The 25,361-nt window shown below is 68.0% G+C and carries 30 protein-coding genes and 1 riboswitch; of the genes, 18 read left to right on the top strand and 12 right to left on the bottom strand.

Annotated elements, in window-relative coordinates; translation table 11 throughout:
• Positions 1-10 precede the first annotated feature (10 nt).
• Complete coding sequence (locus BN2156_RS30135; RefSeq protein WP_090518490.1) at positions 11-265, bottom strand: type B 50S ribosomal protein L31; 255 nt, start codon at positions 263-265, stop codon at positions 11-13.
• Entirely contained in the window at positions 262-1,452 is a 1,191-nt protein-coding gene (gene mrf, locus BN2156_RS30130; protein WP_090518489.1) for a ribosome hibernation factor-recruiting GTPase MRF, read from the bottom strand. Before mrf ends, BN2156_RS30135 begins: the two co-directional genes overlap by 4 nt.
• A 72-nt stretch (positions 1,453-1,524) precedes the next feature.
• On the opposite strand from mrf, the gene rpmB reads away from it, so the two are divergent.
• The 8 genes from rpmB (at position 1,525) to BN2156_RS30090 (ending at position 6,060) form a co-directional block, all read left to right on the top strand.
• Positions 1,525-1,761, top strand: coding sequence for a 50S ribosomal protein L28 (gene rpmB / locus BN2156_RS30125; RefSeq protein WP_090518488.1), 237 nt, complete (start codon positions 1,525-1,527; stop codon positions 1,759-1,761).
• Positions 1,761-1,925 (top strand): 50S ribosomal protein L33, encoded by a 165-nt coding sequence (gene rpmG, locus BN2156_RS30120; RefSeq protein ID WP_090518487.1) that lies wholly within the window; start codon positions 1,761-1,763, stop codon positions 1,923-1,925. The genes rpmB and rpmG overlap by 1 nt, the downstream gene beginning before the upstream one ends.
• Positions 1,925-2,230 carry a 30S ribosomal protein S14 gene (gene rpsN, locus BN2156_RS30115; RefSeq protein WP_090518486.1) on the top strand — a complete coding sequence of 102 codons (306 nt, stop codon included), beginning with the start codon at positions 1,925-1,927 and terminating at the stop codon, positions 2,228-2,230. Before rpmG ends, rpsN begins: the two co-directional genes overlap by 1 nt.
• Positions 2,227-2,484, top strand: coding sequence for a 30S ribosomal protein S18 (rpsR, locus tag BN2156_RS30110; protein ID WP_090518485.1), 258 nt, complete (start codon positions 2,227-2,229; stop codon positions 2,482-2,484). Before rpsN ends, rpsR begins: the two co-directional genes overlap by 4 nt.
• A 10-nt stretch (positions 2,485-2,494) precedes the next feature.
• Positions 2,495-2,591, top strand: a riboswitch (cobalamin riboswitch).
• Between the two features lie 40 nt (positions 2,592-2,631).
• Positions 2,632-3,603 carry an ABC transporter substrate-binding protein gene (locus BN2156_RS30105; protein ID WP_090518484.1) on the top strand — a complete coding sequence of 324 codons (972 nt, stop codon included), beginning with the start codon at positions 2,632-2,634 and terminating at the stop codon, positions 3,601-3,603.
• Entirely contained in the window at positions 3,603-4,619 is a 1,017-nt protein-coding gene (locus BN2156_RS30100; RefSeq protein ID WP_090518483.1) for a FecCD family ABC transporter permease, read from the top strand. Before BN2156_RS30105 ends, BN2156_RS30100 begins: the two co-directional genes overlap by 1 nt.
• Entirely contained in the window at positions 4,616-5,401 is a 786-nt protein-coding gene (locus BN2156_RS30095; protein ID WP_090518482.1) for an ABC transporter ATP-binding protein, read from the top strand. The genes BN2156_RS30100 and BN2156_RS30095 overlap by 4 nt, the downstream gene beginning before the upstream one ends.
• On the top strand, positions 5,398-6,060 hold the full coding sequence (locus BN2156_RS30090) for a (2Fe-2S)-binding protein (protein WP_090518481.1): 663 nt from the start codon (positions 5,398-5,400) through the stop codon (positions 6,058-6,060). Before BN2156_RS30095 ends, BN2156_RS30090 begins: the two co-directional genes overlap by 4 nt.
• Here BN2156_RS30090 and BN2156_RS30085 read toward each other — a convergent pair whose 3' ends face one another.
• The 4 genes from BN2156_RS30085 to bluB all read right to left on the bottom strand — a co-directional run bounded on the left by BN2156_RS30085 (position 6,061) and on the right by bluB (position 9,231).
• Positions 6,061-6,777: a TIGR03943 family putative permease subunit gene (locus tag BN2156_RS30085; protein ID WP_090518480.1), complete on the bottom strand. Its 717-nt coding sequence runs from the start codon at positions 6,775-6,777 to the stop codon at positions 6,061-6,063. It lies immediately after the preceding gene.
• On the bottom strand, positions 6,774-7,733 hold the full coding sequence (locus BN2156_RS30080) for a permease (RefSeq protein ID WP_162491024.1): 960 nt from the start codon (positions 7,731-7,733) through the stop codon (positions 6,774-6,776). Before BN2156_RS30080 ends, BN2156_RS30085 begins: the two co-directional genes overlap by 4 nt.
• A 67-nt stretch (positions 7,734-7,800) precedes the next feature.
• On the bottom strand, positions 7,801-8,562 hold the full coding sequence (locus BN2156_RS30075; RefSeq protein ID WP_090518478.1) for a LamB/YcsF family protein: 762 nt from the start codon (positions 8,560-8,562) through the stop codon (positions 7,801-7,803).
• A 9-nt stretch (positions 8,563-8,571) separates the two neighbouring features.
• Entirely contained in the window at positions 8,572-9,231 is a 660-nt protein-coding gene (gene bluB / locus BN2156_RS30070) for a 5,6-dimethylbenzimidazole synthase (RefSeq protein ID WP_090518477.1), read from the bottom strand.
• A gap of 81 nt (positions 9,232-9,312) precedes the next feature.
• Between bluB and BN2156_RS30065 the strand changes: the two genes are divergently transcribed.
• The 3 genes from BN2156_RS30065 to BN2156_RS30055 are packed head-to-tail and all read left to right on the top strand — an operon-like array spanning position 9,313 to position 12,477.
• Positions 9,313-10,425 (top strand): hypothetical protein, encoded by a 1,113-nt coding sequence (locus BN2156_RS30065; protein WP_090518476.1) that lies wholly within the window; start codon positions 9,313-9,315, stop codon positions 10,423-10,425.
• Between the two features lie 24 nt (positions 10,426-10,449).
• A complete protein-coding gene (gene aztD, locus BN2156_RS30060) occupies positions 10,450-11,610 on the top strand; it encodes a zinc metallochaperone AztD (protein ID WP_090518475.1) in 1,161 nt (386 codons plus the stop codon).
• A 39-nt stretch (positions 11,611-11,649) separates the two neighbouring features.
• On the top strand, positions 11,650-12,477 hold the full coding sequence (locus tag BN2156_RS30055) for a methyltransferase domain-containing protein (RefSeq protein ID WP_159402875.1): 828 nt from the start codon (positions 11,650-11,652) through the stop codon (positions 12,475-12,477).
• Here BN2156_RS30055 and BN2156_RS30050 read toward each other — a convergent pair.
• Positions 12,461-13,591 (bottom strand): GTP-binding protein, encoded by a 1,131-nt coding sequence (locus BN2156_RS30050; protein WP_090518473.1) that lies wholly within the window; start codon positions 13,589-13,591, stop codon positions 12,461-12,463. The genes BN2156_RS30055 and BN2156_RS30050 overlap by 17 nt on opposite strands.
• Positions 13,592-13,648: 57 nt before the next feature.
• Here BN2156_RS30050 and BN2156_RS30045 point away from each other — a divergent pair, with 57 nt between their 5' ends.
• Genes BN2156_RS30045 through BN2156_RS30030 form a run of 4 tightly spaced genes read left to right on the top strand, consistent with a single transcriptional unit; the run spans position 13,649 to position 17,398 of the window.
• Positions 13,649-14,644 (top strand): metal ABC transporter solute-binding protein, Zn/Mn family, encoded by a 996-nt coding sequence (locus tag BN2156_RS30045; RefSeq protein WP_090518472.1) that lies wholly within the window; start codon positions 13,649-13,651, stop codon positions 14,642-14,644.
• The gene (locus BN2156_RS30040) at positions 14,644-15,420 is read left to right on the top strand and encodes a metal ABC transporter ATP-binding protein (RefSeq protein ID WP_090518471.1); all 777 of its coding nucleotides are present in this window, start codon (positions 14,644-14,646) and stop codon (positions 15,418-15,420) included. The genes BN2156_RS30045 and BN2156_RS30040 overlap by 1 nt, the downstream gene beginning before the upstream one ends.
• Positions 15,420-16,286: a metal ABC transporter permease gene (locus BN2156_RS30035; protein WP_090518470.1), complete on the top strand. Its 867-nt coding sequence runs from the start codon at positions 15,420-15,422 to the stop codon at positions 16,284-16,286. Before BN2156_RS30040 ends, BN2156_RS30035 begins: the two co-directional genes overlap by 1 nt.
• Positions 16,287-16,297: 11 nt before the next feature.
• Positions 16,298-17,398, top strand: a complete 1,101-nt coding sequence (locus BN2156_RS30030) for an Rv3575c family transcriptional regulator (protein ID WP_090518469.1) — start codon at positions 16,298-16,300, stop codon at positions 17,396-17,398.
• Between the two features lie 69 nt (positions 17,399-17,467).
• On the opposite strand, the gene otsB is transcribed toward BN2156_RS30030, so the two are convergent.
• Both otsB and kstR read right to left on the bottom strand, forming a co-directional pair.
• Positions 17,468-18,211, bottom strand: coding sequence for a trehalose-phosphatase (otsB, locus tag BN2156_RS30025; protein ID WP_090518468.1), 744 nt, complete (start codon positions 18,209-18,211; stop codon positions 17,468-17,470).
• 3 nt (positions 18,212-18,214) lie between these two features.
• A complete protein-coding gene (kstR, locus tag BN2156_RS30020; RefSeq protein WP_090518467.1) occupies positions 18,215-18,892 on the bottom strand; it encodes a cholesterol catabolism transcriptional regulator KstR in 678 nt (225 codons plus the stop codon).
• Between the two features lie 201 nt (positions 18,893-19,093).
• Between kstR and BN2156_RS30015 the strand changes: the two genes are divergently transcribed.
• Positions 19,094-21,223, top strand: a complete 2,130-nt coding sequence (locus tag BN2156_RS30015) for an acyl-CoA dehydrogenase family protein (protein ID WP_090518466.1) — start codon at positions 19,094-19,096, stop codon at positions 21,221-21,223.
• On the opposite strand, the gene BN2156_RS30010 is transcribed toward BN2156_RS30015, so the two are convergent.
• Positions 21,224-21,841, bottom strand: a complete 618-nt coding sequence (locus BN2156_RS30010) for a TetR/AcrR family transcriptional regulator (RefSeq protein WP_090518661.1) — start codon at positions 21,839-21,841, stop codon at positions 21,224-21,226.
• A gap of 60 nt (positions 21,842-21,901) precedes the next feature.
• On the opposite strand from BN2156_RS30010, the gene BN2156_RS30005 reads away from it, so the two are divergent.
• On the top strand, positions 21,902-22,417 hold the full coding sequence (locus tag BN2156_RS30005; protein WP_090518465.1) for an Rv1443c family protein: 516 nt from the start codon (positions 21,902-21,904) through the stop codon (positions 22,415-22,417).
• Here BN2156_RS30005 and BN2156_RS30000 read toward each other — a convergent pair.
• Both BN2156_RS30000 and BN2156_RS29995 read right to left on the bottom strand, forming a co-directional pair.
• Entirely contained in the window at positions 22,346-22,915 is a 570-nt protein-coding gene (locus tag BN2156_RS30000) for a hypothetical protein (RefSeq protein ID WP_162491023.1), read from the bottom strand. The genes BN2156_RS30005 and BN2156_RS30000 overlap by 72 nt on opposite strands.
• A gap of 28 nt (positions 22,916-22,943) precedes the next feature.
• Complete coding sequence (locus BN2156_RS29995; RefSeq protein WP_090518463.1) at positions 22,944-24,002, bottom strand: ferredoxin--NADP reductase; 1,059 nt, start codon at positions 24,000-24,002, stop codon at positions 22,944-22,946.
• A 168-nt stretch (positions 24,003-24,170) separates the two neighbouring features.
• Between BN2156_RS29995 and hsaA the strand changes: the two genes are divergently transcribed.
• Entirely contained in the window at positions 24,171-25,361 is a 1,191-nt protein-coding gene (gene hsaA / locus BN2156_RS29990) for a 3-hydroxy-9,10-secoandrosta-1,3,5(10)-triene-9,17-dione monooxygenase oxygenase subunit (protein ID WP_090518462.1), read from the top strand.

Here is a 25,361-nt window from a genome sequence, read left to right as displayed (position 1 = left end):
CACACTAGGGCTAGATGTGTCCGTAGCGACGTCGGAATTTCTCCACCTGCCCGGCCGAGTCGAGGTGCCGGGCGGTGCCGGTCCAGAACGGGTGTGAGTCGCTGGTGACGTCGACGACGATCAGCGGATAGGTCTGGATGCCGTCGGCGGTGGGCCACTCGATGGTGCGCTCGCTGGTGGCCGTCGACCGGGTCAGGAACTTGGTGCCGGTCGAGGCGTCCTGAAACACCACGGGGTGATAGTCGGGGTGGATATCGGGTTTCACTGTGATTCGCCTTCCTGGTGGACTTCCTGATGGACGGATGCGGCGGGCTCGTCGATTCCGGGCTGACACGGTTCTTCGTGCCAATCGCCGAACGGGTCGGGGTAATCGGCCCACTCGTCCGGTCGCGCCAGCTCGTCGTCGGTGAGCAGCGCGCCGCGCAGCGCCTCGATGACGTCGCCGGGGCGGGCACCGCACACCAGCACCGTCAGCGAGATGTGGCGGTCACCGAATTGGTGGTGCCAGTCGATCGCGGCGATCGCCACGCGTTCGGGGTCGGTGTAGGCCCGCTCGGTCGCGTCCATTGCCGCCAGCCATTTTCCGGCATTGCTGAAATGCATTCCGCCGCCCGCGGATTCGATCCACATGACGTCGGCTGGACGGTTGGCCAGCCAGGCCCGGCCGCGGGTGCGCACGACGCCGTCGAGTAGCAGGTCCACCGCCTCGTGCAGGCGCAGAGGGTGGAACGGCCGGCGCGCCGCGAATTCCACGATGATCACCTCGTCGTCGGGCTCCAGAGGTGGTTCGCCGGCCAGTAGGGGATCGTGCGCGGTCGAGGTGCGCCCGCGCGGGCTGTTCGGTTCCAGATGCGCCAGGCCGAGCTCGACCCGGTCGGGGCCCACAGTGATGCGGGCGCGGGGCGCGAGCCGGCGCAGCACGGCGAGGGTGGTGGCGTCGGGCTCGTTGAGCACCAGCATGTCGGCGAATTCGGCTTGCCCGACCACCACCTGTGCCACCGTGCGTCCGTCGGGTAGTTCCTCGTCGCCGACCGACTGCTGCAGCCAGACCGTCGCGTCCAGGGAGGCGATCACCGCTTCGATGGTGACATCGCGGGCGGCAGGGCCGTCGATGTAGCCGGGACCGACGTGGACCCGGATGGTGTTGATGGCCCAGCACACCGGCTCGGCCTCCAGCCACGGCATCAACTGCACGACGATGCGCTCCACGTCGCTGCGCCGGTGCAGGCGCCGCAACAGGATCAGCAGGTCGTCGCGGACGGTGCAGGACACGCAACCGTGGGCGAGCTCGAGGCCGAGTTCGGATGTGCCGGCGCCATCGGACACGGTCCGCACGACCACTTGGCCGTCGAAGGCATGGCGCACCAGCACGGTTCCCGGCCTGCGGCCCAGTTCTTCCGCTACGCCGTCGCTGTCACCTTGACCGGCGATCAGCACCACAGGGGTTCGCACCGCACCTCCCGACGAAGTTGTTGTTGAAAACGATTATCATTATCGTGAGGCTACCCCATCCGAAGGAGACCGATGTCTGCCCACTGCCAAGTCACCGGGCGCTCGCCCGGGTTCGGCAACACGGTGTCGCACTCGCACAAGCGCAGTCGCCGACGCTGGAACCCGAACATCCAGACCAAGACCTACTACCTGCCGAGCGAGGGGCGCCGGGTCCGGCTGCGGGTCAGTGCCAAGGGAATCAAGGTGATCGACCGGGACGGCATCGAGACCGTGGTGGCCCGGCTGCGTAGCCGAGGGGAGAAGATCTGATGGCCAGCACCGACATCCGGCCGATCGTGAAGCTGAAGTCGACCGCGGGAACCGGGTACACCTACGTCACCCGCAAGAACCGCCGCAACGACCCGGACCGCATCGTGTTGCGCAAGTACGACCCGATCGTGCGCCGCCACGTCGACTTCCGTGAGGAGCGCTGATGGCCAAGCTGTCCAAGATCGTCAAGAACGAGCAGCGCCGGAAACTCGTGGAGCGCTACGCCGAACGGCGCGCTGAGCTCAAAGACATCATTCGCAATCCGGCCACCACCGGTGAGCAGCGGGCCGCGGCGGTCTCGGCTCTGCAGCGCCTGCCCCGCGATTCGAGTCCGGTGCGGCTGCGCAACCGGGACGCGGTCGACGGCCGCCCGCGCGGGCACCTGCGAAAGTTCGGGCTCTCGCGGGTCCGCGTGCGGGAAATGGCGCATCGCGGTGAATTGCCCGGTGTGCGGAAGTCGAGCTGGTGATGGCCAAGAAGACTCCCCGGAAACGTCCTCCGGCAACGGAACTGAAAAAACCCAGGCGCAATCAGCTGGACGCCCTCGGCGTGACCGAGGTCGACTACAAGGACGTCCACCTACTGCGCACCTTCATCAGCGAGCGGGGCAAGATCCGGTCCCGGCGCATCACCGGGCTCACCCCGCAACAACAGCGGCAGGTCGCCACGGCGATCAAGAACGCCAGGGAGATGGCGCTGCTGCCGGTCGTCGGCCCTGCTTGACCTACGATCGGGGCGTTAGGGCGACTGCGGATCGTGGAAGCCGGTGTGAATCCGGCGCGGTCCCGCCACTGTGATAGCCAGATACACACCGCAGTCGCCACCTCGCAAGTACTGGGGCGGATCTCCCCGGAGAGGATGGGTAGGCCCATGGCTGCTCGTTGGCTGATCGCCGCATTGGCGTCGGCACTGGTGACATCGGGGTGCGCCGCCACGGCGGCGCCGGAGGCGGCAGGCAACGCCCCACCGGGATTCCCGGTCACCATCGACAATTGCGGTGTCAGCACCACATATGACCGCCCGCCCGCCCGTGCGGTCGCTCTCAATCAGCATGCGATCGAGACGCTGTTGGCGCTGGGCCTGCAGCATTCCATGGTCGGCACGTCCTACCTCGACGACCGGATCCTGCCCGAGTACCAGGCGGCATACGACAGCATTCCGGTGCTCGCCCAGGAGTATCCGTCGTATGAAGCGCTGCTGGCCGTGGAACCCGATTTCGTCTACGGCGGCTGGGAAAGTGCCTTCGACGAGAAAGAGGGCCGCGGCAGGCAACGCCTGACCGAGGCCGGAGTTCACACCTATCTCAACATCGAGGATTGCCTGTCCGAACCCGTTGCCATGTCCACCGTGGACGACGAAATACGGAATCTCGGAACAATTTTCGGCGTCAGTGACCGGGCTGAGCAGCAGATCGAGAAGCTGCACGGTCAGCTGGCGCAGTCCCAGGCGCAAGTGCGCGGCGTCCGGCCGGTGCGGGTCGCGGTCTACGACAGCGGTGAGGCCACCGTGTTCACCTCGGGCGGCAAGGGCATCGGCAACCTGATGATCGAGGCCGCCGGCGGCGTCAACGTGTTCGCCGACGTCCCCAAGGTGTGGGGCGACGTGTCGTTCGAGCAGTTCGCCGAGCGCGCACCCGAGGTCATCGTGATCTACGACTACGGAGACCAGCCCGTCGCAGGCAAGAAGAGATTCCTGACCGAACATCCTCTGTTGCAACATGTTCCGGCAGTCGAGCACCAGCGGTTCGCGGTGCTGCCGTTGTCCTCGGTGGTGGTGGGCGTGCGGGTGGGCCGGGCGGTGGATGCCCTGGCCCGGCAGCTGCACCCGGATCGGTTTGTCTGATGCCCTACCGGCCGGCCATGGCTGCGCTGGCCGCGCTGTTGCTCGCGGCGATGACCGCCGGTGTGGCAATCGGTTCGGTGTCGATCCCGCCGGGGCAGGTGTGGGCCATCGTAGTGCACGCCGTCACACCGGGCCTCGTCGATCAGAGTTGGCCTGCGGTAAGGGAATCCATCGTGCTCGACGCCCGGCTGCCCCGCGTGGTCCTGGGAGCGGTGGTCGGCGCCGGTCTGGCGGCGTGCGGCATGGCGCTGCAGGCGGTGGTGCGCAATCCGCTGGCAGATCCCATGCTGCTGGGGGTTTCCTCGGGCGCCTCGGTCGGTGCCGTGGCCGTCCTGGTGTTCGGCGCCGGCGCACTGCAGGTGGTCACCGTGCCGCTGGCGGCCTTCCTCGGGGCCTTCCTCGCCCTCGTCGCGGTGTACTTCCTGGCCCGCTCGGGAGGCCGGATGACGACCGTACGGTTGATCCTGGCCGGGGTGGCGGTGGCTGAAGTGCTGTCGGCGGTGGCCAGTCTGCTCATCGTGACATCCGACGATCCGCACAAGACGCAGGCGGCCGTGCGGTGGATGCTGGGCGGTCTGGGCGGTGCCACCTGGCGCATGGTCTGGGTGCCCGCCGCCGCGGTGCTCGTCGGCGTGGTGGTGCTGCTGGCCTTCACCCGGTCCCTGAACCTGCTCTACACCGGCGAAGAGGCGGCCGCCTCACTCGGGTTGGACGTGCACCGGTTCCGCGCCGGAATGTTCGTGGTCGTGGCGCTCATGGTCGGAGCCATGGTCGCGGTGAGCGGCACGATCGGGTTTGTCGGGCTGATCATGCCGCATGTGGTGCGTCTGCTGGTCGGTGCCGATCACCGTCGGGCGTTGCCGGCCGCCACCTTGCTTGGCGCGGCGTTTCTGGTGCTGTGCGACATCGTGGCCCGGACCGTGGCCGCGCCCGAGGAACTGCCGGTGGGGATACTCACCGCGCTCGTCGGAGGGCCGTTCTTCCTGTGGTTGATGCGGCGTAAGGCCCAGATATGACGGCGGGCGTGACGTTCGAGGCGGTGTCGGTGTCGGTCCGCGGTACACCGTTGATCGCCGACGTGTCGTTGTCGGTCGTCCCGGGTGAGATGCTGGCGGTCGTGGGCCCCAACGGCGCGGGCAAGACCACGCTGCTGCGCACGTTGTACCGGGCGCAGCGGCCGAGCACCGGGCGGGTGCTGGTCGACGGCACCGATGTGTGGAAGCTGCCGGGCAAGCAGGCCGCACGCCGGGTCGCGGCGGTATTGCAGGAATCCACCGGCGATTTCGAGCTCACGGTGTTCGACATGGTGGCGATGGGGCGCACCCCGTACAAGCGCTCCTTCGATGCGGACAGCCGTGAGGACCGGGAGATCATCGGCGCCGCACTGGCGGCGCTGGACATCGCAGACCTCAGCGGGGCCGGCTACGGCCGGCTGTCGGGAGGGCAGAAGCAACGGGTCCTCATCGCCCGGGCGCTGGCTCAGCGCACCGACGTGATCGTGCTCGACGAACCCACCAACCACCTCGACCTGCGCCACCAACACGAGGCCCTGCACCTGTTGCGGCAGACCGGTGCGACGGTGGTCGCCGCATTGCACGACCTCAATCTCGCCGCGGCGTACTGTGATCGGATCTGTGTCCTCGACGGTGGCCGGCTGGTGGCGCTCGGCGCTCCGGCCGACATTCTCACCGAGCGGTTGTTGTTCGAGGTGTACGGGGTCGAGGCCCGGATCACCCTCGACGAAGATACCGGCAGGCCACAGGTCGCCGTCCCCGCGAAGGTAACGGTGAGGCCGTGAACATCGGTGATCAGCTGAGTGAAATCGCCTTGTACGGGGGCTTTTTCGCGATCACAGTCGGCGGGGACCCGGCCGGCTGGGTTCCGGTGCAACGCTGCTATGGCGGGGGTTGCGCCGACCTCGTCAGCGCGACCGCGCAGCGGTGCGGCACGACCGACCTGCGTATCGGTGCGTCCCTGGTCCAGTTCAGTCATGCCTCTCGGTTGTGGTCGCCCCTGCTGGCCTGCGCGCTGCGATACGGTGTGCTGCCCGACCTCACCGATCTGCAACGCCACGCCGGCAGTACCGAGTTGCGATTGCCTGTCCCCGTGGGCGCACCCGTCGACGGCGCACTGCCACCGCAGCTGTACCGAAGGGTCGTCAGCGAGCACCTCGAGCCGCTGGCTGCCGGACTGCGGGTCAAGATCGCGCCGCGGCTGCTCTACGGCAATGCCGCGGCAGCGCTGGTGGCGGCGGCGCACGAACTGGCCCGGGTGCGACCGGAATTGCGCGACGACGTCGTCGCGGTCACCGAATCGCTGTTGGGCACCGGCGATCTGGCCGGCACCGGCGACCTGACCGGCCTGACGTTCCGGCGGCGCAGCTGTTGTCTGTACTACCGGGTGCCGGGCGGGTCGAACTGTGGTGACTGTTCTCTCACGAGGCCGCGGGGGCAGTAGTCAGTAGGCGTACGGGCGTGCCGGGGGATCGGTGCGGGCCACGCTCAGCGCCGTCATCGTCGGGATTCCGCGTCGGCTCGAATCGCTTTGTCCGGCAGGGATCATGCCCTCCACCTTGATCCAGGTGTCGTCCGGATAGCCGGACACCTGAGCCGCCGCTGGCCCGGACAGATGGATGCGGGCGAGCTGGGCGTCCGCGGCGCAGCAGATGATCACCACCCGCGCCAGATCCGTGCGGTCACCGTCGCGCATGGTGAACCCGGTGACGGTGATCCTGCGATTGTCGAGGGTGCCCGCGGAGTCCTGTGCCACGCGGATCAGCGCATCGGGCAGCGAGATTTCCGGGGCAGCGCCGTCGGGTAGGGGTGGAAACGGACGGCGCAGCACATCGGTGGACACCTCGGTCACCGAGGCGGCGTCCGGGCGGATGGCCGGGGGTACCACGAAGGCCAGCAGCGCGATCGGGATGAGCAGTAGCCAGGCGACGCCGGGAGAGTGCGGATGGTCATGGCCTGCGTGCGGGTCGTCCTCGCGCCTGCCGTGCCGGATGTCACGCACGATCGCGGCGAGTGCCAGGGCGATGAGCAACACCGCGGTCGCGGCCAGATAGGGCAGCAGCCCCGGCTTGACGTAGCGGGTGTAGGCGCCCGAGATGGTGATGATGGCGGTGCTGACCCCGACGAGCAGCAGCAGGGCGTTCTCGGTCTCGCGGCTCATCGCGGCCCCAGAATCAGCAGGCCGATGCCGGTCGCCACCAGGGTGGCCACCACGAATGTGGCGGGGGCGAACCGGACGGCGAACGCGCGGCCGAACATTCCGGCCTGCATGGCGAACAGCTTGATGTCCACGGCCGGCCCGACTACCAGGAACACCAGGCGCGGCAGCAGCGGGAGCATGGTCAGGCTGGCCGCGACGAAGGCGTCTGCTTCCGAGCACAGCGCCAGCACCACCGCCAGCACCGCCATGGTGATCACACCCAGCACGATCTGTCCCGCGAGATGCTCGTACACCCACGCCGGAACCAGCACGTGCAGTGCGGCTGCTGCGGCGGCGCCGACCACCAGATAGGAGGCTGCCGAAAGGAAGTCGTGGCGTGCCGCTTCGGTGAAGATCTCCCACCGGGAGCCGTCACCGTCGTGCGGGGTGGGCAGGCGTCGGGTGATCCACTCCGGGCTGCCGAACCTGGCCCACAGCGTGCCCATGATCAGCGCGGTGAGCAGTGATGCCGCACACCGGGCAGCAACCATCTGCGGGTGGCCGGGGAACGCGACGGCGGTGGCCACCAGCACGACGGGGTTGATGGCCGGTGCCGCGAGCATGAACGTCAGCGCGGCCGCGCCGACCGTGTTCCCGTGGGCTTCGTCGCCGAAAAGCCTGCGCGCCACCGGCACTGAACCGCATTCGCAGCCGGGCAACGCCGCTCCGCCGACGCCGGCGGCCAGGATCGCCGCACCGGTGCGTCTGGGCAACCAGCGGGCCAGCCGGTCGGGCGTGACGAAAACCGCGATCAGCCCGCTGATCACCACGCCGAGCGCCAGAAACGGCAGGGCTTGGACGAACACGCCGCAGAACACCGTGGCCGCCGTCGCCACGTCGGCAGTGCCCTCGACGAATGTCTGCAGCGTGGTGCCGGCCAGGGCCAGCGCGATGATCCCGGCCACGAGCACCTGCATGGAACTCGGCCGCCACCGCATCACCGCCGGGTTTGCCACCACGCGGCCATCATGCCAGGCGAATCTGTCAGGTGAATGCGCTCAGCATCAGCCCTTCGGCGGACAGGCGCTCACGTACTGCCGTGGCGATCTGTACCGCTCCGGGTGAATCACCGTGTACGCAAACCGATTCCACGGCCACGGGGATGACGGAGCCGTCGGCGGCGGTGACCTGTCCGGCGGTGACCATGCCCACCACCCGCTCGGCGATCTCGGCCGCGTCGTGCAGCACGGCGCCGGGCTCGCGTCGGGACACCAGGGTGCCGTCGGGCCGGTAGGCGCGGTCGGCGAAGGCTTCGGACACGGTGCGCAGCCCGCGCACTCCGGCTTCCTCGAAGAACGCCGAGCCGGACAGCCCGAGCACCGGCAGGGCGACGTCCACGGCGGCCACCGCGGCGGCCACCGCGGCCGCCTGCTCCCGGTGTCCGACGATCGTGTTGTACAGCGCACCATGGGGTTTCACGTAGGTCACCGTCGTCCCCGCGGCGCGGGCGATGCCCTGCAGCGCGCCGATCTGGTAGATCACGTCGGCGGTCAGGTCTTCGGGCGTCACGTCGATGAAGCGCCTACCGAATCCGGCGAGGTCGCGATAGCTCACCTGGGCGCCGATGCGCACCCCGCGGGCCGCGGCCTCGCGGCAGGTACGCAGCAGCAGCGCCGGGTCTCCGGCGTGAAATCCGCAGGCCACGTTGGCGCTGGTGACCAGGTCCAGCATGGCCTCGTCGTCGCCGAGTTTCCACGCGCCGAAGCTCTCCCCGAGGTCGGCATTGAGATCGACGGAGGCAGCCACCCGTTCAGCCTAAGACGATGCGTCGGTCGGCCAGCCGTTCTCGGCCACGAATTCGGGCAGCGGGCGCCCGGTTGTCCAGTGCTCGATCTCCAGTACCGGCCGGTCCGGGAACTCGGGTACCGGGCCCAGGCACAGGATGGCCACCGGCTCGGCGTCGGCGGGCATGCCCATCAGCTCGCCCAGTGGCGCCGGCTCGAAGATCGACACCCAGCCCATGCCGAGCCCTTCGGCCCGTGCGGCCAGCCACATGTTCTGGATCGCGCAGGACACCGAGGCCAGGTCCATCTGGGGCAGGGTCCGGCGGCCGAAGATGTGCCGGTCGCGGTTCTCGCCGAGGGCGACGACGAACAGCTCGGCGCAGTCGAGGATGCCTTCCACCTTCAGTGCCAGGAACTCGTCGCCGCGGGCGCCGAGGGCGTCGGCGGTATGGATGCGTTCCTCGTCGACGAGGGCGTGGATCTTGCCGCGCAGCGCATTGTCGGTGATGCGGATGAAGCGCCACGGCTGCATCAGGCCGACGCTCGGCGCCGCGTGGGCGGCCTGCAGCAGCCGACCGAGCACCTCGGGCGGCACGGAGCTGCCGGGGACGAACCTGCGCATATCCCGGCGTTCGGCGATGGCCCGGTAGACGGCGCTGCGCTCGTCGGGGCTGAAGGCGTGCTCGGACACGCTTGGAGCTTAGGCGGGCCGTCGAGCCGGCCGGACACCCGGTTTATTGAAAATGAATTTCATTAATGATAAGAGTGTGGGGTGCTGAACTGGGGCCGGGCGATAGCGCTGGTGGCTGTGCTGTCGGCCGGGTGCTCGGCGGCCCCCGATGCCGAGCGGTCGGCGACCCCTCGTGAGGCCGAGCGGCCGGTGACGCGCCTGGTGCTGGTGGAGCGTGAGACGGGTGCGGCCGCGGTGCTCGATGTCGCGGACGCTGCCGAGACCGGCCTGGGGCAGGTCGGTCTCGTCAATGCCGTCAGTGGCGACGGCCGGTATGCCTACCTGCACGAGGAGGCCGGTCTGACGATCCTCGACGGCGGGGCGTGGACGTATGACCACGGTGATCACTCGCATTACTACGAGGTGTCGCCCGCAGTCGTGGGCCGCATCGACGGCCGGGTCGCCGCGGTGCACGGCGCCGGTGCGTCGACCGTCGTGCTTCGCGGCGACGGCTCCGTCGAATCACTGGACCGGGACGCCTTCCCGCGCGAAGACGTGTCGGGGGCGGCCGTGGCGGGGGCCGACAATGCAAGGGCTGCGGTCGCATTCGGCAATGACGTGCTGACCGTGACCGGGCCGGGACTGGTCAGGCACGGCGCCGGCCAGGCCACGGTCCTCGGGCACTGCCCGGAGGTTACCGGCGCGGCGGTATTGCGCCGGGCGGTGGTGCTCGGGTGCCGCGACGGCGCGCTGCGGATCTCCCGGCGCGGCGGGGCCCTGGTGGCCGACGGCATTCCGTTCGGAGTGTCTCGGCCGTCAATACCGTTGGGGCCCTTCGGTTACCGCCGGACGGGAAACTCCGTGACCGCGGTGGCCGGGGACGAGGTATGGCTGCTCAACGGCCGCCGCTGGACGTCGATGCGGCTTCCCGGTGTGGTCGCGGTGAACACCGCCGACGCCACCACCGTGCTGGCCGTGACCCGCGACGGCGCGCTGCACGCGCTCGACATGGCGGCAGGCGTGAGCGTCGGCCGCCTCGAACTGCTCGCCGCTCCGGTCGGCACGCCGGTGATCGAGGTCGGCGCCGGACGCGCCTACGTCAACGACCCAGCGGCCAGGGCGGTACACGAAATCGACTATGCGAACGGCTTACGGGTGGTGCGCACGCACCGCACGAACGTCGTCCCGGATTTTCTGGCAGCCGCGGGCTGGTGATTCCACAACAAGCAAGGAGAACGAATGCCGAATTCCACGAAGGTCGTCATGCTGGTCGGTGCGCTCGCGGCGGCGCTGACCGGTTGTGGAGGTGGAGAAACCCAGCCGGCGGCGCGGGAGCCGATACCCGATCCGCTGGTGGTCACCTATGACGGTGGGTTGTATGTGTTGGACGGCAACAGCTTGCAGGTCAAGGCCGACGTTCCGCTGGAGGGATTCCTGCGGGTCAACCCCGCCGGTGACGATGCACATGTGCTGGTGTCCACCGACCAGGGTTTTCGGCTCCTCGACGCATCGGCAGGGCAGCTGACCGACACCACTTTCATGGCCGACGAGCCGGGGCACGTCGTCGCCCATGGTGAACACACCGTGCTGTTCGCCGACGGATCCGGCGAGATCACCGTGCTCGATCCCCACGAGCTGACCGACTCCGTACCGCGGATGAGAGGCATGAAGGCGCCGCAGCCGCATCACGGCGTCGCCGTGGTTCTCGATGACGGAAGCTGGGTGCGCAGCGAAGGCAATTCCGACGAGCGCAGCGGTGCGGTCGCGTTCGACGCCTCAGACCGGGAGATCGCCCGTAGCGCTGACTGCCCCGGCATTCACGGAGAAACGGTCGCGGAAACCTCCACCGTCGTATTCGGCTGTGAGAACGGTGTGTTGACCTTCGCCGACGGTGCGTTCACCAAGATCGCCGCCCCGGACGAATACGGCCGGGTGGGTACGGTTCGCGGACACCAGGATTCACCGGTGGCGCTGGGCGACTACAAGGTCGATCCCGATGCCGAGCTGGAGCGGCCCAACCGGTTCGCCCTCGTCGACACCGCGACCGACCAGTTGCGTCTGGTGTCGTTGCCGCAGTCGGTCAGCTACTCGTTCCGGTCGCTGGCCCGCGGCCCGCATGCCGAAGGCCTCATCCTGGGCACCGACGGCAACCTCCATGTCATCGATCCGGCATCTGGGCGCACCGTCAAGACGATCGCGGTAGTCGAGCCGTGGACCGAACCCGAGGACTGGCAGCAGCCCCGGCCGAGCGTATTCGCCCGCGGCCATGACGTATTCGTCGCCGACCCGGCCACCAGGCAGATTCACGCCGTCGATGTCGAATCCGGCGAGAAAGGCGCGTCGGTGACGCTTGATCAGGCACCGAACGAGCTCAGCGGCACGGTGGGCCACGAGCACTAGTTCTTGAGCCGGCCCGGTCGGGCATCGAGAATGTCAATCATGGCGGCCGATTCCGATGAGGGCGGGCGGTACTTCGCGGCCGATTACGAGTTGGCGCAGGAGCGCGAGCGGCTGCGCTTGCTCGAATCGATCGGCGATCCGCGGACCATCCGCACGTTCGGCACCATCGGAGTCGGCCCGGGTTGGCGGTGTTTCGAAGCCGGTGCGGGTGAGGGATCGATCGCGCGCTGGCTCGGTGCGCGCGTCGGCCCCACCGGCCACGTCGTCGCCGCCGACCTGGATCCCAGATTCCTCGACGACCTGCCCGCGCTGGGAATCGAGGTCCGGCGCTGCGATGTCACGTGCGACGAGATCGAATCTGCCGCATACGACCTCGTGCATTGCCGGGTACTGATGGTGCACATGCGCGACCCGCTCGAGGTGCTCCGCCGCATGGCGGCCGCCCTCCGGCCAGGAGGATGGCTGGTGGTCGAGGAGCCCGACTACGGCACCGCGCAGTCGCTCACCCCCGACCATCCGGCGACGGCCGGCTTTCACGCCTATCTGCGTGCGCGTCACGAGTTCCTGATCGGCGCGAACGTGATGGACCTGCACTACGGTGCGCGGCTACCGGCCGACATCGACCGGTTGGGGCTGGAGGCCACGGACAGCGACGTCGGCTCGACCGTGGAGCGGGGCGGAAGCGTGAAATCGGGGTTTCTCGTGCAGAGCTTCGCGCAACTCGACGACATGATGCTCGCCGGCGCAGCGATCAGCGAATCCGAATTGGCCGATGCCCGCCGGGCCATGGAAGACCCGGCGTTCGTCTATCAGGCACCGACGATGTACACCGTGTGGGGCCGCAAGCCCCTCAGTGCGCGTGGGTGAGGTTCCAGGAAGGTAGCGGATCGGGGTAGCCCGTCCAGGCCTGCTCGCCTTCGGCGATTTCGGCGTCGGTCAGCACGGCCTCTTCGAGCAGTCGCTGGATCTTGTCCCGTTCGAGCTTGATTCCGATGAACACGATCTCCTGACCCGGGGTGATCTCGGTGCCCGACCAATACTGTGCCGGCTCGATCGTCAGGTTCGGGCCGGCCTGTGACCAGATGGCGGCGATCGTCGGGCGGCTGGCGATCCAGCAGAATCCCTTGCTGCGCAACACCCTTGTCACCTGACCGAGCGCATCGCCGAGGCGCTGGGGGTGAAACGGCCGGTCGGAGCGGAAGGTCATCGAGCTGATGCCGTACTCCTCGGTCTCGGGTGTGTGCCCATCGGCGATCTCCTCGTCCCAGCCCGGGGTCTGGGCGGCGGCCTCCGGATCGAACAACCCGGTGCCCAGCACCTCTCCGAGATCGACGACGCCGTGATCGGTCCGGATCAGCTTGGCGGTCGGATTGAGCCTGCGCAGCAGTGTTTGGACGGTGTCGAGGGTCGCCGGGCTCACCAGGTCGGTCTTGTTGAGCAGGATGACGTCGGCGAACTCCACCTGATCGGTGAGCAGGTCGGCGATGCTGCGGGCATCGCCCTGGCCGGCGGCCAGATCCCGGTCGGCCAGGCCTTCACCGCGAATGACCTCGCTCAGGAAGGTGGACGCGTCGACCACCGTCACCAGCGTGTCCAGTTTCGCCAGCCGGCCGAGCTGGAACCCGTCCTCGAACTCCCACTCGAACGTCGCGGCGACCGGCATGGGCTCGGAGATGCCGGTCGACTCGATGACCAGGTGGTCGAACCGGTTCTGTCGCGCCAGTGCGCCCACGGCCTCCACCAGGTCCTCGCGCAGTGTGCAGCAGATGCAGCCGTTGGTCAGCTCGACCAGTTTCTCCTCGGTTCGGTCGAGGTGTCCCTGCCCGGCGATGAGTGCGGCGTCGATGTTGACCTCGCTCATGTCGTTGACGATCACCGCGACGCGTCTGCCGTCGCGGTTGGCCAGGATGTGGTTGAGAAGCGTGGTCTTGCCGGCTCCGAGGAAGCCGGACAGGACGGTGACGGGCAGCAGGTCGGACATCGCACTCCTTAATGAAAATGATTTTCAATAAATCATCATCCGGGCGTGCATCCGCTAATGCAAACGGTTATCGTTATCGCCGTGCTCCCGCCCCTGAATCTCCGCGCCGCAGCCACCGCGTTGCTGCTGGCCACCCCATTCGCCCTCGCCGCCTGCGGCTCCGATGAGACCCAACCGGCCGAGTCCGCCGGGAACTGCGTGACCACACCGGTCAACGTCGTCGTCAGCGTCGACCAGTGGGGCGACATCGTGTCCGCACTGGGCGGTGACTGCGCGAAGGTGACCACGGTGCTGGCCGGCTCGTCGGTCGATCCGCACGACTTCGAGCCCTCACCCGCGGACGCGGCCAAGTTCCAGGGCGCGCAGCTGGTGGTGATCAACGGCGGACACTACGACGAGTGGGCAGCCAAGCTGGCTCAGAGCACCGCGCCCAACGCCGTCGTCGTCTCGGCCATAGGGACCGGCGATGACGATCACGATCATGACCACGGCGAGGGGGACGGCCATGCCCACGACCACTCCAACAACCCGCACGCCTGGTACAACCCCACCGCGGTGACCGGCGTCGCCGACACGGTGACCGAGGAGCTGGGTCAGCTGGCTCCCGACGCACGCGACTACTTCGCGCAGCGCCGCGCCGAGTTCACCACCTCGATGCAGCCCTACCAGCAACTGATCACCGACATCAAGACCAAGGCCACCGGTAAGCGCTACGCCGCCACCGAAGCGGTGTTCGACGACATGGCCGCCGCCGTCGGCCTGGTCAACGCCACCCCGGCGGGCTATCAGGCCGCCTCGTCCAACGAGACCGACCCGTCGCCGGCGGATCTGGACGCGTTCCTGCGCCTGCTCGCCGATCGCGGCGTCGACGTGCTGATCTACAACACCCAAACCGAGGGCTCACTGCCCAAGCAGATCCGGACCGCTGCCGAGGGTGCGGGTATTCCGGTTGTCGATGTCACCGAAACGGTGGCGCCGGGAGCGGATTCGTTCGAGGCTTGGCAGGTGAACCAATTGACGGCGCTTGCCAAAGCGCTCGGGATCCAGGCCTAGTGCCCGACAGCGCAGACCCGCCTGCCCTCGTCTTCGACGACGTCAGTGCCGTGCGCGGCGGGCGGCTGATCTGGTCAGAGGGCACCTTCGAGATTCCCACCGGCGGCATCGTCGCGCTGATCGGCTCGAACGGATCGGGCAAGTCCACCATGCTGCAGGTCATGCTGGGCCTGCTGCCCGCGGCGTCCGGGTCCGTGCAGGTCCTCGGTGGCGCGCCCGGTGAGCACAACGACCTCATCGGCTACGTCCCGCAGGATTACGCCGCCGGCGCGGGGGAGGCCATCCGGGCCCGCGGTGCGGTGACCCTGGGCCTCACCGGACGGCGGTGGGGGTTCACCCGCACCTCGGCCGCCGATCGGGCCCGGGTCGACGAGGCATTGGCATGGGTCGAGGCCACCGGGTTCGCCAACATGCGGCTGTCGGAACTGTCGGGAGGTCAGCGGCAGCGCATCGCCCTGGCCAATGCCCTTGTCGGACATCCGAAGATGCTCATCCTCGACGAACCGCTGGCCGCGCTCGACCTCCGCAACCAGCACGAGATCGTGCAGTTGCTGGCCCGGCTCAACCGGGACCTCGGGGTCACCATTCTCGTTGTCGCCCATGACCTCAACCCGCTGCTGAGCGTTCTCGACAGTGCGATCTATCTGCTCGACGGGCACGCCCACCACGCGGCCATCGACGAGGTGGTGGACGCCGAGTTGCTGACCCACCTGTACGGAACCAAGGTGCAGGTGGCCCACACCCCGTTGGGTCAGATGTACATGAGGAGTGGGTGATGTCGGTGGCGCTGCTGGCTCAGGGCAGCTTCGCGATGGGCTACCAGCACAACTGGTGGCAGATCCTGACTTCCGCGTTCATGCGCAACGCATTGATCGGCGGCACGCTGGTGGCACTGGCCGCCGGCCTGATCGGATATTTCGTCATCGTGCGCAATACCGCGTTCGCCGCCCACGCCCTGGCCCACATCGGGCTTCCCGGCGCCACCGGTGCGGCGCTGCTCGGGCTTCCGGTCGGTATGGGGCTGTTGGCGTTCTGTGTCGGCGGCGCCCTGGTGATCGGGGCGCTGGGCAGCCGGGCGCATGACCGCGAGGTGGCCACCGGCACGGTGCTTGCCCTGGCCACCGGGTTCGGTCTGTTCTTCAACTCGTTGGCCACCAAGAACTCGTCGACGCTGACAAACGTGTTGTTCGGCAACCTGCTGGCCATCACGCATCAGCAGCTGCTCACCTTTACCGCGCTGCTGGTGGTCCTGGCCGCCACCGTCGTATTCGTTTTTCGCCCATTGCTGTTCGCGTCGGTCAACGCACAGGTGGCCGAGGCCAAAGGGGTGCCGGTACGCGCCTTGTCGGTGCTGTTCATGGTTCTGCTGGGGATCGCGGTGACGATGGCGGTGCTGGCGGTGGGCACCCTGCTGTTGTTCGCCCTCGTCGTCACCCCGGCCGCCACGGCAATCATGGTGACCGCGCGGCCGATTCTCGCGATGGCCATCTCGACCGGGATAAGCGTGGTGTCGGTGTGGGCCGGGCTGACGGTCTCGGCAATCTTCAACATGCCGCCGAGCTTCGTGATCGTCACGATCGCCTGCGGATTCTGGCTGGCGGTGTGGACGGTTGACCGGGTGAGGAATTCGGCGATCCACTAGCCTCAGAAAGCATGCCACGGAGTCCCCACCCGCCACGGCGGGCCACTCTGGCTTCGTTGGCGGCCGAACTCAAGGTTTCGCGGACCACGATCTCCAACGCCTACAACCGTCCTGACCAGTTGTCCGCCGAGCTTCGCGACCGGATCTTCGATGCGGCCAAACGGCTGGGCTACGCCGGTCCGGATCCGGTGGCGCGCTCTCTGCGGACCCGTAAGGCCGGAGCCGTGGGGTTGATCATCACCGAGCCGCTCAACTACTCCTTCAGCGACCCCGCCGCACTGGATTTCGTTGCCGGACTTGCCGAATCGTGTGAGGCGGTGGGGCAGGGGCTGCTGCTGGTGGCGATCGGGCCCAACCGCAGTTTCGAGGACGGCTCGGCGGCGGTGCTCGCGGCCGGCGTCGACGGATTCGTGGTGTATTCGGCCTCCGACGATGATCCGTATCTGCCGGTGGTGCGCCAGCGTCAGTTGCCGGTCGTGGTGGTGGATCAGCCCAAGGACGTTCCCGGGGTGTCGCGGATCAGCATCGACGATCGCGGCGGGATGCGGCGGCTGGCCGAGCACGTGCTGGAGCTGGGCCATCGCGATATCGGCCTGCTGACCATGCGGCTGGGCCGCGACTGGCCGCATGGGGGCACGAAACCCGCACTGGCAGACCCGGATCGGGTGTTGTCCCCGCATTTTCACGTGCAGCGCGAGCGGATTCACGGCGTGTATGACGCGATGACGGCCGCGGGCCTGGCCCCGGCCACGCTGACGGTGGTGGAGAGCTATGACCATCTGCCGACATCCGGAGGGGCGGCCGCCGAGGTGGCGCTGGACGCCAATCCCCGCATCACCGCGCTGATGTGCACTGCCGACGTGCTGGCCTTGTCGGCCATGGACTATCTGCGCTCGCGAGGTATCTACGTGCCGGGGGAGATGACGGTGACCGGTTTCGACGGGGTGCCGGAGGCGTTGCGGCGCGGCCTGTCCACGGTGGTGCAGTCCAGTGTGGCCAAGGGACGCCGGGCCGGTGAACTGCTGCACAATCCGCCGCGGGACGGGCTGCCGGTGATCGATGTGCTTCCCACCGAGGTGGTGCGGGGCCGGACGTCGGGCCCGCCGGCCTGATCCTTTCGCCGAAACGGCATTCCGGCAGGCGATTACTCGCACTTCTTCTGCTGGAATGCCATTTCGGCGTCAGCGGCGCGCGGCGAGCAGGAATTCCAAGGCGGCGACGACATCTTCGGGGTCGTCGACGCGGTAGCCGGCCAAGGTCTCGCCGGGGCCCACCTTGACGCCGATGTCGCCGTCGCGCAGCCGGCGAAACGCCTTCTCGTCGGTGACGTCGTCGCCGAAGTAGATCACCGCGGACGCTCGGTGCTCGTCGCGCAGGATGTCGATCGCCTCGCCCTTGTCGGTGCTGATCACCGCGAACTCGAGCACGGCCTTGCCCTTGGTCAGCTGTGCATCCCATGCCTGTGCGGATTCGTGCGCCTGCGCCAGGGCGGCTTCGGCGTCGCCGGGTTCGGCGTTGCGGACGTGCAGGGCCACGCTCGCCGGTTTGAGTTCGACGGTCACTCCGGGACGGGCGGCGGCGATAGCGCTCAGTTCGGCGGCTATCCGGTCGAGCAGGCCGCGGTCGATGGGATGGGAGAATCCGGAGTCGAATTCGGCGCCGTGACTGCCGACCATGTGCACCGCCGCGGGCATCCCGGACAGCTCGCGCAGTACCTCTAACGCACGGCCGGAGATCAGGGCGGTGGAGGTGTTCGGACACTGAGCCAGTGCCACAAGGGCGTCGGCACCCGCGCGAAGCGGGCGCGCGTCGGCCGGGTTGTTGACGATCGGGGCGAGGGTGCCGTCGAAATCGGAGGTGATCAGCAGCCTGGGTGTGAGTGCAGCCCGGGCCAGTGCGTCCTGGAGGTTGGCGGGAAGGCTCACCCGCTAGATCTTAGGTTTGTCCTCGGCGCCGATCAGCAGCCGCACGGCCAGGTCGAGTCGCTTGCTGACGTCGGTGGCCGAGGCCCGGCGCGTCAGCCAGGCCAGCAGATTGGACAGCCACACGTCGGAGATGACCCGAGCGATGTGGTACTGGTCCTCGGTCGGCTCGCCGTCGCTCATGGCCCGGGCGAACATCGAGTCCATCAGCTTGCCGACGTGGTCTACCTCGCCCGCAGCCGATGCGTCGGCGAAGACGAAGGCCCGCGTCATGGCCTCGGTGAGCAGCGGGTTGCGCTGCATGGCCCGGTTCAGCTTGCCGACCATGAAACTCAGCCGCTGGTAGGGGGTACCGCCGGTCAGCGCGGCCCGATCGGTCTTGGCGTCGATGCGCTCGAACTCGCGGCCGAGGGCCGACACCAGCAGATGGACCTTGGAGGGGAAGTAGCGGTAGAGCGTGCCGACGGCGACATCGGCGCGTTCGGCCACAGCCCGCATCTGGACGGCCTCGTAGCCGCCCTTGGACGCGATGGCCAGGGTGGCATCGAGGATGCGCTTGCGGCGCTCCCGCTGTGCTTCTGAGCCGAGCTCGGATTCGGCAAGGACTGCCACGTTCAGAACCTCACGCGGTCGGGTGTCCGACCCGGACGATTCGCTGCCTGCCTGCTGTGGTGCGCTGGACATGCGGTGTGTGGCCCCCTCTCGTCGCGTACCTCGTGGAAAACGATACGCACGGCGATCTCCTTCTACGCACCTCCGCGCCGGTAAACACACGGACGTGTCCTGCTGTGATGCGGGTCGACTTGACGGTCGAACACTGTCACCATTAGAACACGTTCTAGTGGGAAGCACGGACTTCTCGCGTTAGGGGCTAGGAGGTCCACCATGTCCGGCGCTTCTGCGACCATCACTGACGAGCAGTTTGCCGCCCGTGACCTGGTGCGGAGCTGGGCGGCCGCAGCCGCCACGGCCGCCGCCGTCCGTGAGGCCGAACACGATGCCGATGCGTGGCGCTCACCGTTTCAGGGACTCGCCGAACTAGGGATCTTCAGCGTTGCGGTCCCCGAGGAGCAGGGCGGGGCCGGCGGCACGGTCGAGGACCTGTGCGCCATGGTCGACGAGGCCGCTGCCGCTCTGGTGCCCGGTCCGGTGTCGACGACCGCCCTGGCCACCCTGGTCGTGAGCGACGAGGCGGTACTGGAGGCCCTGGTGTCGGGTGAGCGCACCGCGGGTGCGGCGCTGGACGCTGACCTGCGCCTCGACGGTGACACGGTGTCGGGCACCGCCGAGTACGTCTTGGGCGCCGACGCCGCCGGGGTGCTGTTGCTGCCTGCCGGCGATCGCGTGGTTCTGGTCGATGCGAGTGCCGCCGGGGTGGGCATCGAACTGCTCACCGCCACCGACTTCTCGCTGCCGTTGGCCCGGGTGGTGCTGGATTCGGCGCCGGCGCAGGTGCTCGACGTTTCGCGGCAGCGGTTCTCCGACATCACCGCGACGGTCCTGGCCGCCGAGGCCGCCGGGCTGGCGCGCTGGACCCTGCAGACGGCCACCGAGTACGCCAAGGTGCGCGAGCAGTTCGGCAAGCCGATCGGCAGCTTCCAGGCGGTCAAGCACATGTGCGCCGAGATGCTGCTGCGTTCCGAGCAGATCTCGGTGTCGGCAGCCGACGCCGCCCGCGCGGTATCGGAATCCGACGACTCCCAGTTGTCGATCGCCGCTGCGGTGGCTGCGGCCGCGGGCGTGGATGCGGCCGAGGCCAACGCCAAGGACTGCATCCAGGTGCTCGGCGGTATCGGCATCACCTGGGAACACGAAGCGCATCTGTATCTGCGTCGCGCATACGGGATCTCGCACGCGCTCGGGGGAAAGCGCCGCTGGATCCGCCGGGTGTCGGCACTCACCCAGCAGGGTGTGCGCCGTGAGCTGCGGATTGACCTGGAGTCGGTGGCCGCCCTGCGTCCGGAGATCAGCGCCGCGGTCGCCGAGGTGGCCGCGCTGCCGGTGGAGAAGCGTCAAGTGGCCCTGGCCGAGTCCGGCCTGCTGGCCCCGCACTGGCCAAAGCCCTATGGCCGCAACGCATCTCCGGCCGAGCAGCTCCTGATCGACCAGGAACTCGCCGCGGCCGACGTGGAGCGCCCGGATCTGGTGATCGGCTGGTGGGCGGTCCCGACCATCCTGGAGCACGGCAGCGCCGAGCAGATCGACCAGTTCGTGCCGGCCACCCTGCGCGGTGACCTGGCCTGGTGCCAGCTGTTCTCCGAGCCGGGTGCGGGTTCCGACCTGGCCGCCCTGCGCATGAAAGCTGTTCGCGCCGAAGGCCCGAACGGTGAGCCGGGTTGGAAGCTGACCGGGCAGAAGGTGTGGACCTCGGCGGCGCAGAAGGCGCACTGGGGCGTGTGCCTGGCCCGCACCGACGCAGACGCTCCCAAGCACAAGGGCATCACCTACTTCCTGATCGACATGAAGACGCCGGGCATCGTGATCCGCCCGCTGCGCGAGATCACCGGTGACGAGCTGTTCAACGAGGTGTTCTTCGACGACGTGTTCGTGCCCGACGAGATGGTGGTGGGCACCGTCAACGACGGCTGGCGGCTGGCCCGCACCACGCTGGCCAACGAGCGGGTGGCGATGGCCGGCGGTACCGCGCTGGGCAATCCGATGGAGGAACTGCTGCGCACCCTCGGTGCGAAGCCGGACGTGGATCCGGCCGATCTCGACCGCCTCGGCGGGTTGATCCTGACGGCCCAGGTGGGTTCACTGCTGGATCAGCGGATCGCCCAGCTGGCGGTCAGCGGCCAGGACACCGGCGCGCAGGCCAGCTCCCGCAAGCTGATCGGGGTTCGCTACCGCCAGACGCTGGCGGAGTTCCGGCTGGAACTGTCCGACGGCGGGGGCGTGGTGCGTAACCAGGAGGTGCACGACTTCCTCAACACCCGCTGCCTGACGATCGCGGGCGGAACCGAGCAGATCCTGCTGACCGTCGCCGGTGAGCGGTTGCTCGGCCTGCCCCGCTAGTCAGCGACCTCGTAGATACCCCGCCAGCATCGTGACGATGCTGTCCTCGAGTTGTTCGGCGCCGGCGGGCTTCTCACAGGCCAGCAGCCGGTGGGTCAGCGACTCCACGGTCGCCACCACCATGCGCGCCGCGAACGCGGTGTCGGTCACCGTCACGTCGGAATGGTTGTCCAGCAACGCTTTTGCCGCGCTGACCGCCTCTTCTTCGGTGTGGTGCAACCGGTTCAGCAGGGCCGGTGACCGTGGGGCTTCTTCGAACAGCACGCGGTGCAGACGGGTGTCGTCGCGGTGGTTGTCGATGGCCGCCCGGACGAACACGCGCAGCAGGTCTTCGAGGGATTCGGGCAGGCCCGCGGCCGTGCGCTCGCGCAGCAGCGCCGTACCGGCGTCGACGTGTGCGTCGGTCAGCGCAGACAGGATCGCGTCCTTGTTCGGGAAGTACTGATACAGCGATCCGATCGACAGATCCGCTGCTTCGGCGATGCGGTTGGTGGTGCCCGCGGCATATCCGTATTCGGCGAAAATGCGAGCCGCCGCCTCGAGGATGGCCTGGCGGGTTTCCACGGCACGCTGTTGTCTGGGCTGCTTGCGGGCACGAAACCGGTCGGTGGGGGTCATCGTCACCTCCGCACGAAAAGCGAGTAGTCAGCCGCTGCGTGGCGCTCGAAAATTGGTGACATGCAGCGCATCCACGTTGAGACGATTCTGCCCACCGACACCGAACGAGTGTGGCAGGCCATGCAGCAGGTCCCGACATTTCTCTATGTTTGTCGCGGCCTGTTCGGCGTGCCGGCCCTGGCCGGCCGCACCGAACCGTTCCAGGCAGGGGACCGGGGCACCGGTTGGCTGTTCGCGTTCCACGTGATCCCGGCCTACCGCCACACCATCGAAGTGCTCGATGTCGACGGCGCCACGCGCACGATCCGCACCCATGAGTACGGCGGGGTGCTGCGGTCCTGGGACCACACATTGCACGTCGAACCGGTCACCGATCGGTCGTGCCGGTACAGCGACACCGTCGAGATCGACGCCGGCCGGCTCACTTCCGTGGTGGTGGCGCTTGCCCGCGGGATCTACGCGTACCGGCACCGCCGGTGGCGCAGGCTCGTGGACAAGCACATGTCAGAAGCCGGTCTGGGTGCAGGCGGTGGGCGTGGTCAGGTTGACGCCGCCGAACACCACCTGGATGACTGAGCAGATGATGAACTGGTCCTTGGTGTTCGGCTGACCGGTCCGCCACTCGGTGGGGGTCGATATGCCCTCGATGCGGAAGCGTTCGATCGGCCCGCCGCCGAAGTAGGTCGCCGAGATCTCGACCTTGTTGATCGAGCGGTAGAGCTTCGACAGCACGTTGTCGTGGTTGGAGCCCTTGATCTCCCGCGGCATCCCGGCCGGGGCGCTGTAGGAGGCCTCCTGCCAGGTGTCCTTGTTCGTGCTCCGCAGGGTGATGGTCTGCCGTGCCCACGTATCACCCGGGAACCCGATGGGTCCGTCCGGCGTGAGCAGGTTGGCCTGCGTGTTGAACGTGCACTGGGTGCCCGCGCAGTCGGCGCTGACGTGCATCTCGATGTCGCCCTGCGGGCTCGGAATCGAGGTGACGGAGGAGTTCGCGGCAGCCGTGGCCGACGCGGGAAACGCCAGCGCAGCCGCGGTCAGCACTGCTGCCGTGCTCGCTGCGGAGAGCCTGTTGATCGTCATCGTCAAGAAAGGTATCCGCTCGTTACTCGTCGTAGGTGACTTCGACCGAATCCGACACCGGCGTGGCCTGGCAACCCAGGATCAGGCCCTCGTCGAGGTCGGAGGGTTCGAGCACGTCGTTGATCTTCATCTCGACGTCTCCGGATTTCTTGAGCACCGCACATGCGCCGCAATGGCCTTCGCGGCAGGAGAACGGGGCGTCCAGGCCCTTGTCCAGCAGGACGTCGAGCAGCGTGGCCGAACGCGGCCAGCGGACCTCGTGGGTGGTGCCGTCGAGGGTGACGATCGCGGTGGCCGGACCCTGGTCGCTGTCGTCTTCTTCGATCACAACGGCGGCGAAGGGGTCGGAGTCCAGCGACTTGAACACCTCGATGTGGATGCGCTCGTCGGTGGCACCGGCCTGCTGCAGCGCCTGCTCGGCTGCCGCCATGAACGGTCCGGGCCCGCAGATGAAGGCCTCGCGCGAGGCGTAGGGCGCGACCAGCCCGGCCAGCGCGGCGGGGCTGGGTAGCCCCTGCACGGTCTCCAGCCAATGCACGACGGTGAACCGGTCGGGGTACTTGGCGGCCAGCTCACGCAGGGTCGCGCCGAAGATGACGGAGTTCTCGTCGCGGTTGGCGTACACGAGGACGACGTTGCCGCTGCCCTCGGCGAGTGCCGACTTGCAGATCGCCATCATCGGCGTGATGCCGCTGCCCGCGGCCAGCAGCAGGAAGTCGGTGTCGAGGTCCTTGGGTACGAACGTCCCCGACGGAGCCAGCACGTGCATCCGCATCCCGGCGTGGGCGTTGTCGCACAGCCAGTTTGACGCGTAGCCGTCGGCAGTCCGCTTGACCGTCACGGTCAGCTGATCGTCGGTCACCGGGGAACTGGACAGCGAATAGCAGCGGGCCACCGAGCCGGTGCGATCGCTCGGCACCCGCAGGGTCAGGAACTGGCCAGGGGCGTAGCGCAACCGGTCGGCAGGGATGTCCGAACCTTCAGGAACGCAGAACACCAGAGACCGCGCGTCGGCTGTCTCCTCGACGACTGCGCTGACCTGCAGTTCGAGTACATGGCTGCCCAGTGGCTCATCGGTCACGGCTGGACCCTCTCTTCACTCATAACTAGAACAGGTTACAAAAACGTACTTGCCCAGGTCCAGCCCCGCATTGCCAGGCCCTGCTCGACACAAATCGTAACGTGTTCTAATCTCTGTCTAGGCGGTCAGCTCGCGCTTATCGCAGTCCGATTCTTGGGAGGCATTTCCGTGACATCCATTGAACAGCGTGACGTGCAGGCAGTTCTGGCCGGCATCGACGAACTGCTGCCGACGCTGCGTGAGCGCGCTCAGGAGACCGAGGATCTGCGCAAGCTGCCCGATGCGAACGTGAAAGCGCTGGAAGAGGTCGGCTTCTTCAAGCTGCTGCAGCCGGAGCAGTGGGGTGGCCTGCAGTGCGATCCGGCGGTCTTCTACGAGGCGGTCCGCCGGCTGGCCAGCGCCTGTGGTTCGACCGGCTGGGTGGCCGGCATCATCGGCGTGCACAACTGGCACCTGGCGCTGTTCGACCAGCAGGCCCAGGAAGACGTCTGGGGTGAGGACACCTCGGTCCGCATCTCCTCCTCCTACGCCCCGATGGGTGCCGGTGTCGTCACCGAGACCGGCGACGGCTACATCGTCAACGGCGCTTGGAACTGGTCCTCGGGTTGCGACCACGCCACCTGGGCCTTCCTCGGTGGCCCGGTCATCAAGGACGGCCGGCCGGTCGATTTCGGCAGCTTCCTGATCCCGCGGACCGACTACCAGATCGACGACGTCTGGAACGTGGTCGGCCTGCGCGGCACCGGCAGCAACACCGTCGTGGTCAAGGACGTGTTCGTGCCCAAGCACCGCTTCCTGTCCTACAAGGCCATGAATGACGGCACCGCCGGCGGGTATCGGACCAACACCGCCCCGGTCTACAAGATGCCTTGGGGCACAATTCATCCCACCACCATCTCGGCCCCGATCGTGGGTATGGCCTACGGCGCCTACGACGCCCACGTCGAGCACCAGGGCAAGCGTGTCCGCGCCGCCTTCGCCGGCGAGAAGGCCAAGGACGATCCGTTCGCCAAGATCCGGATCGCCGAGGCCGCCAGCGACATCGACGCCGCCTGGCGCCAGCTGTCGGGCAACGTTGCCGACGAGTACGCGCTGCTGGTCGCCGGTGAGGAGATCCCGTTCGAGCTGCGCGCCCGCGCCCGTCGCGATCAGGTGCGTGCCACCGGCCGCGCGATCGCCTCGATCGACCGGCTCTTCGAGGCCTCGGGTGCCACCGCGCTGTCCAACGACGCTCCGGTACAGCGGTTCTGGCGTGACGCACACGCCGGCCGGGTGCACGCGGCCAACGATCCCGAGCGCGCCTACCTGATCTTCGGCAACAACGAGTTCGGCCTGCCCCCGGCCGACACGATGGTCTGA

Source organism: Mycolicibacterium neworleansense (assembly GCF_001245615.1).
Lineage (GTDB): Bacteria > Actinomycetota > Actinomycetes > Mycobacteriales > Mycobacteriaceae > Mycobacterium > Mycobacterium neworleansense.
This window is presented reverse-complemented; position numbering and strand designations above follow the sequence as displayed.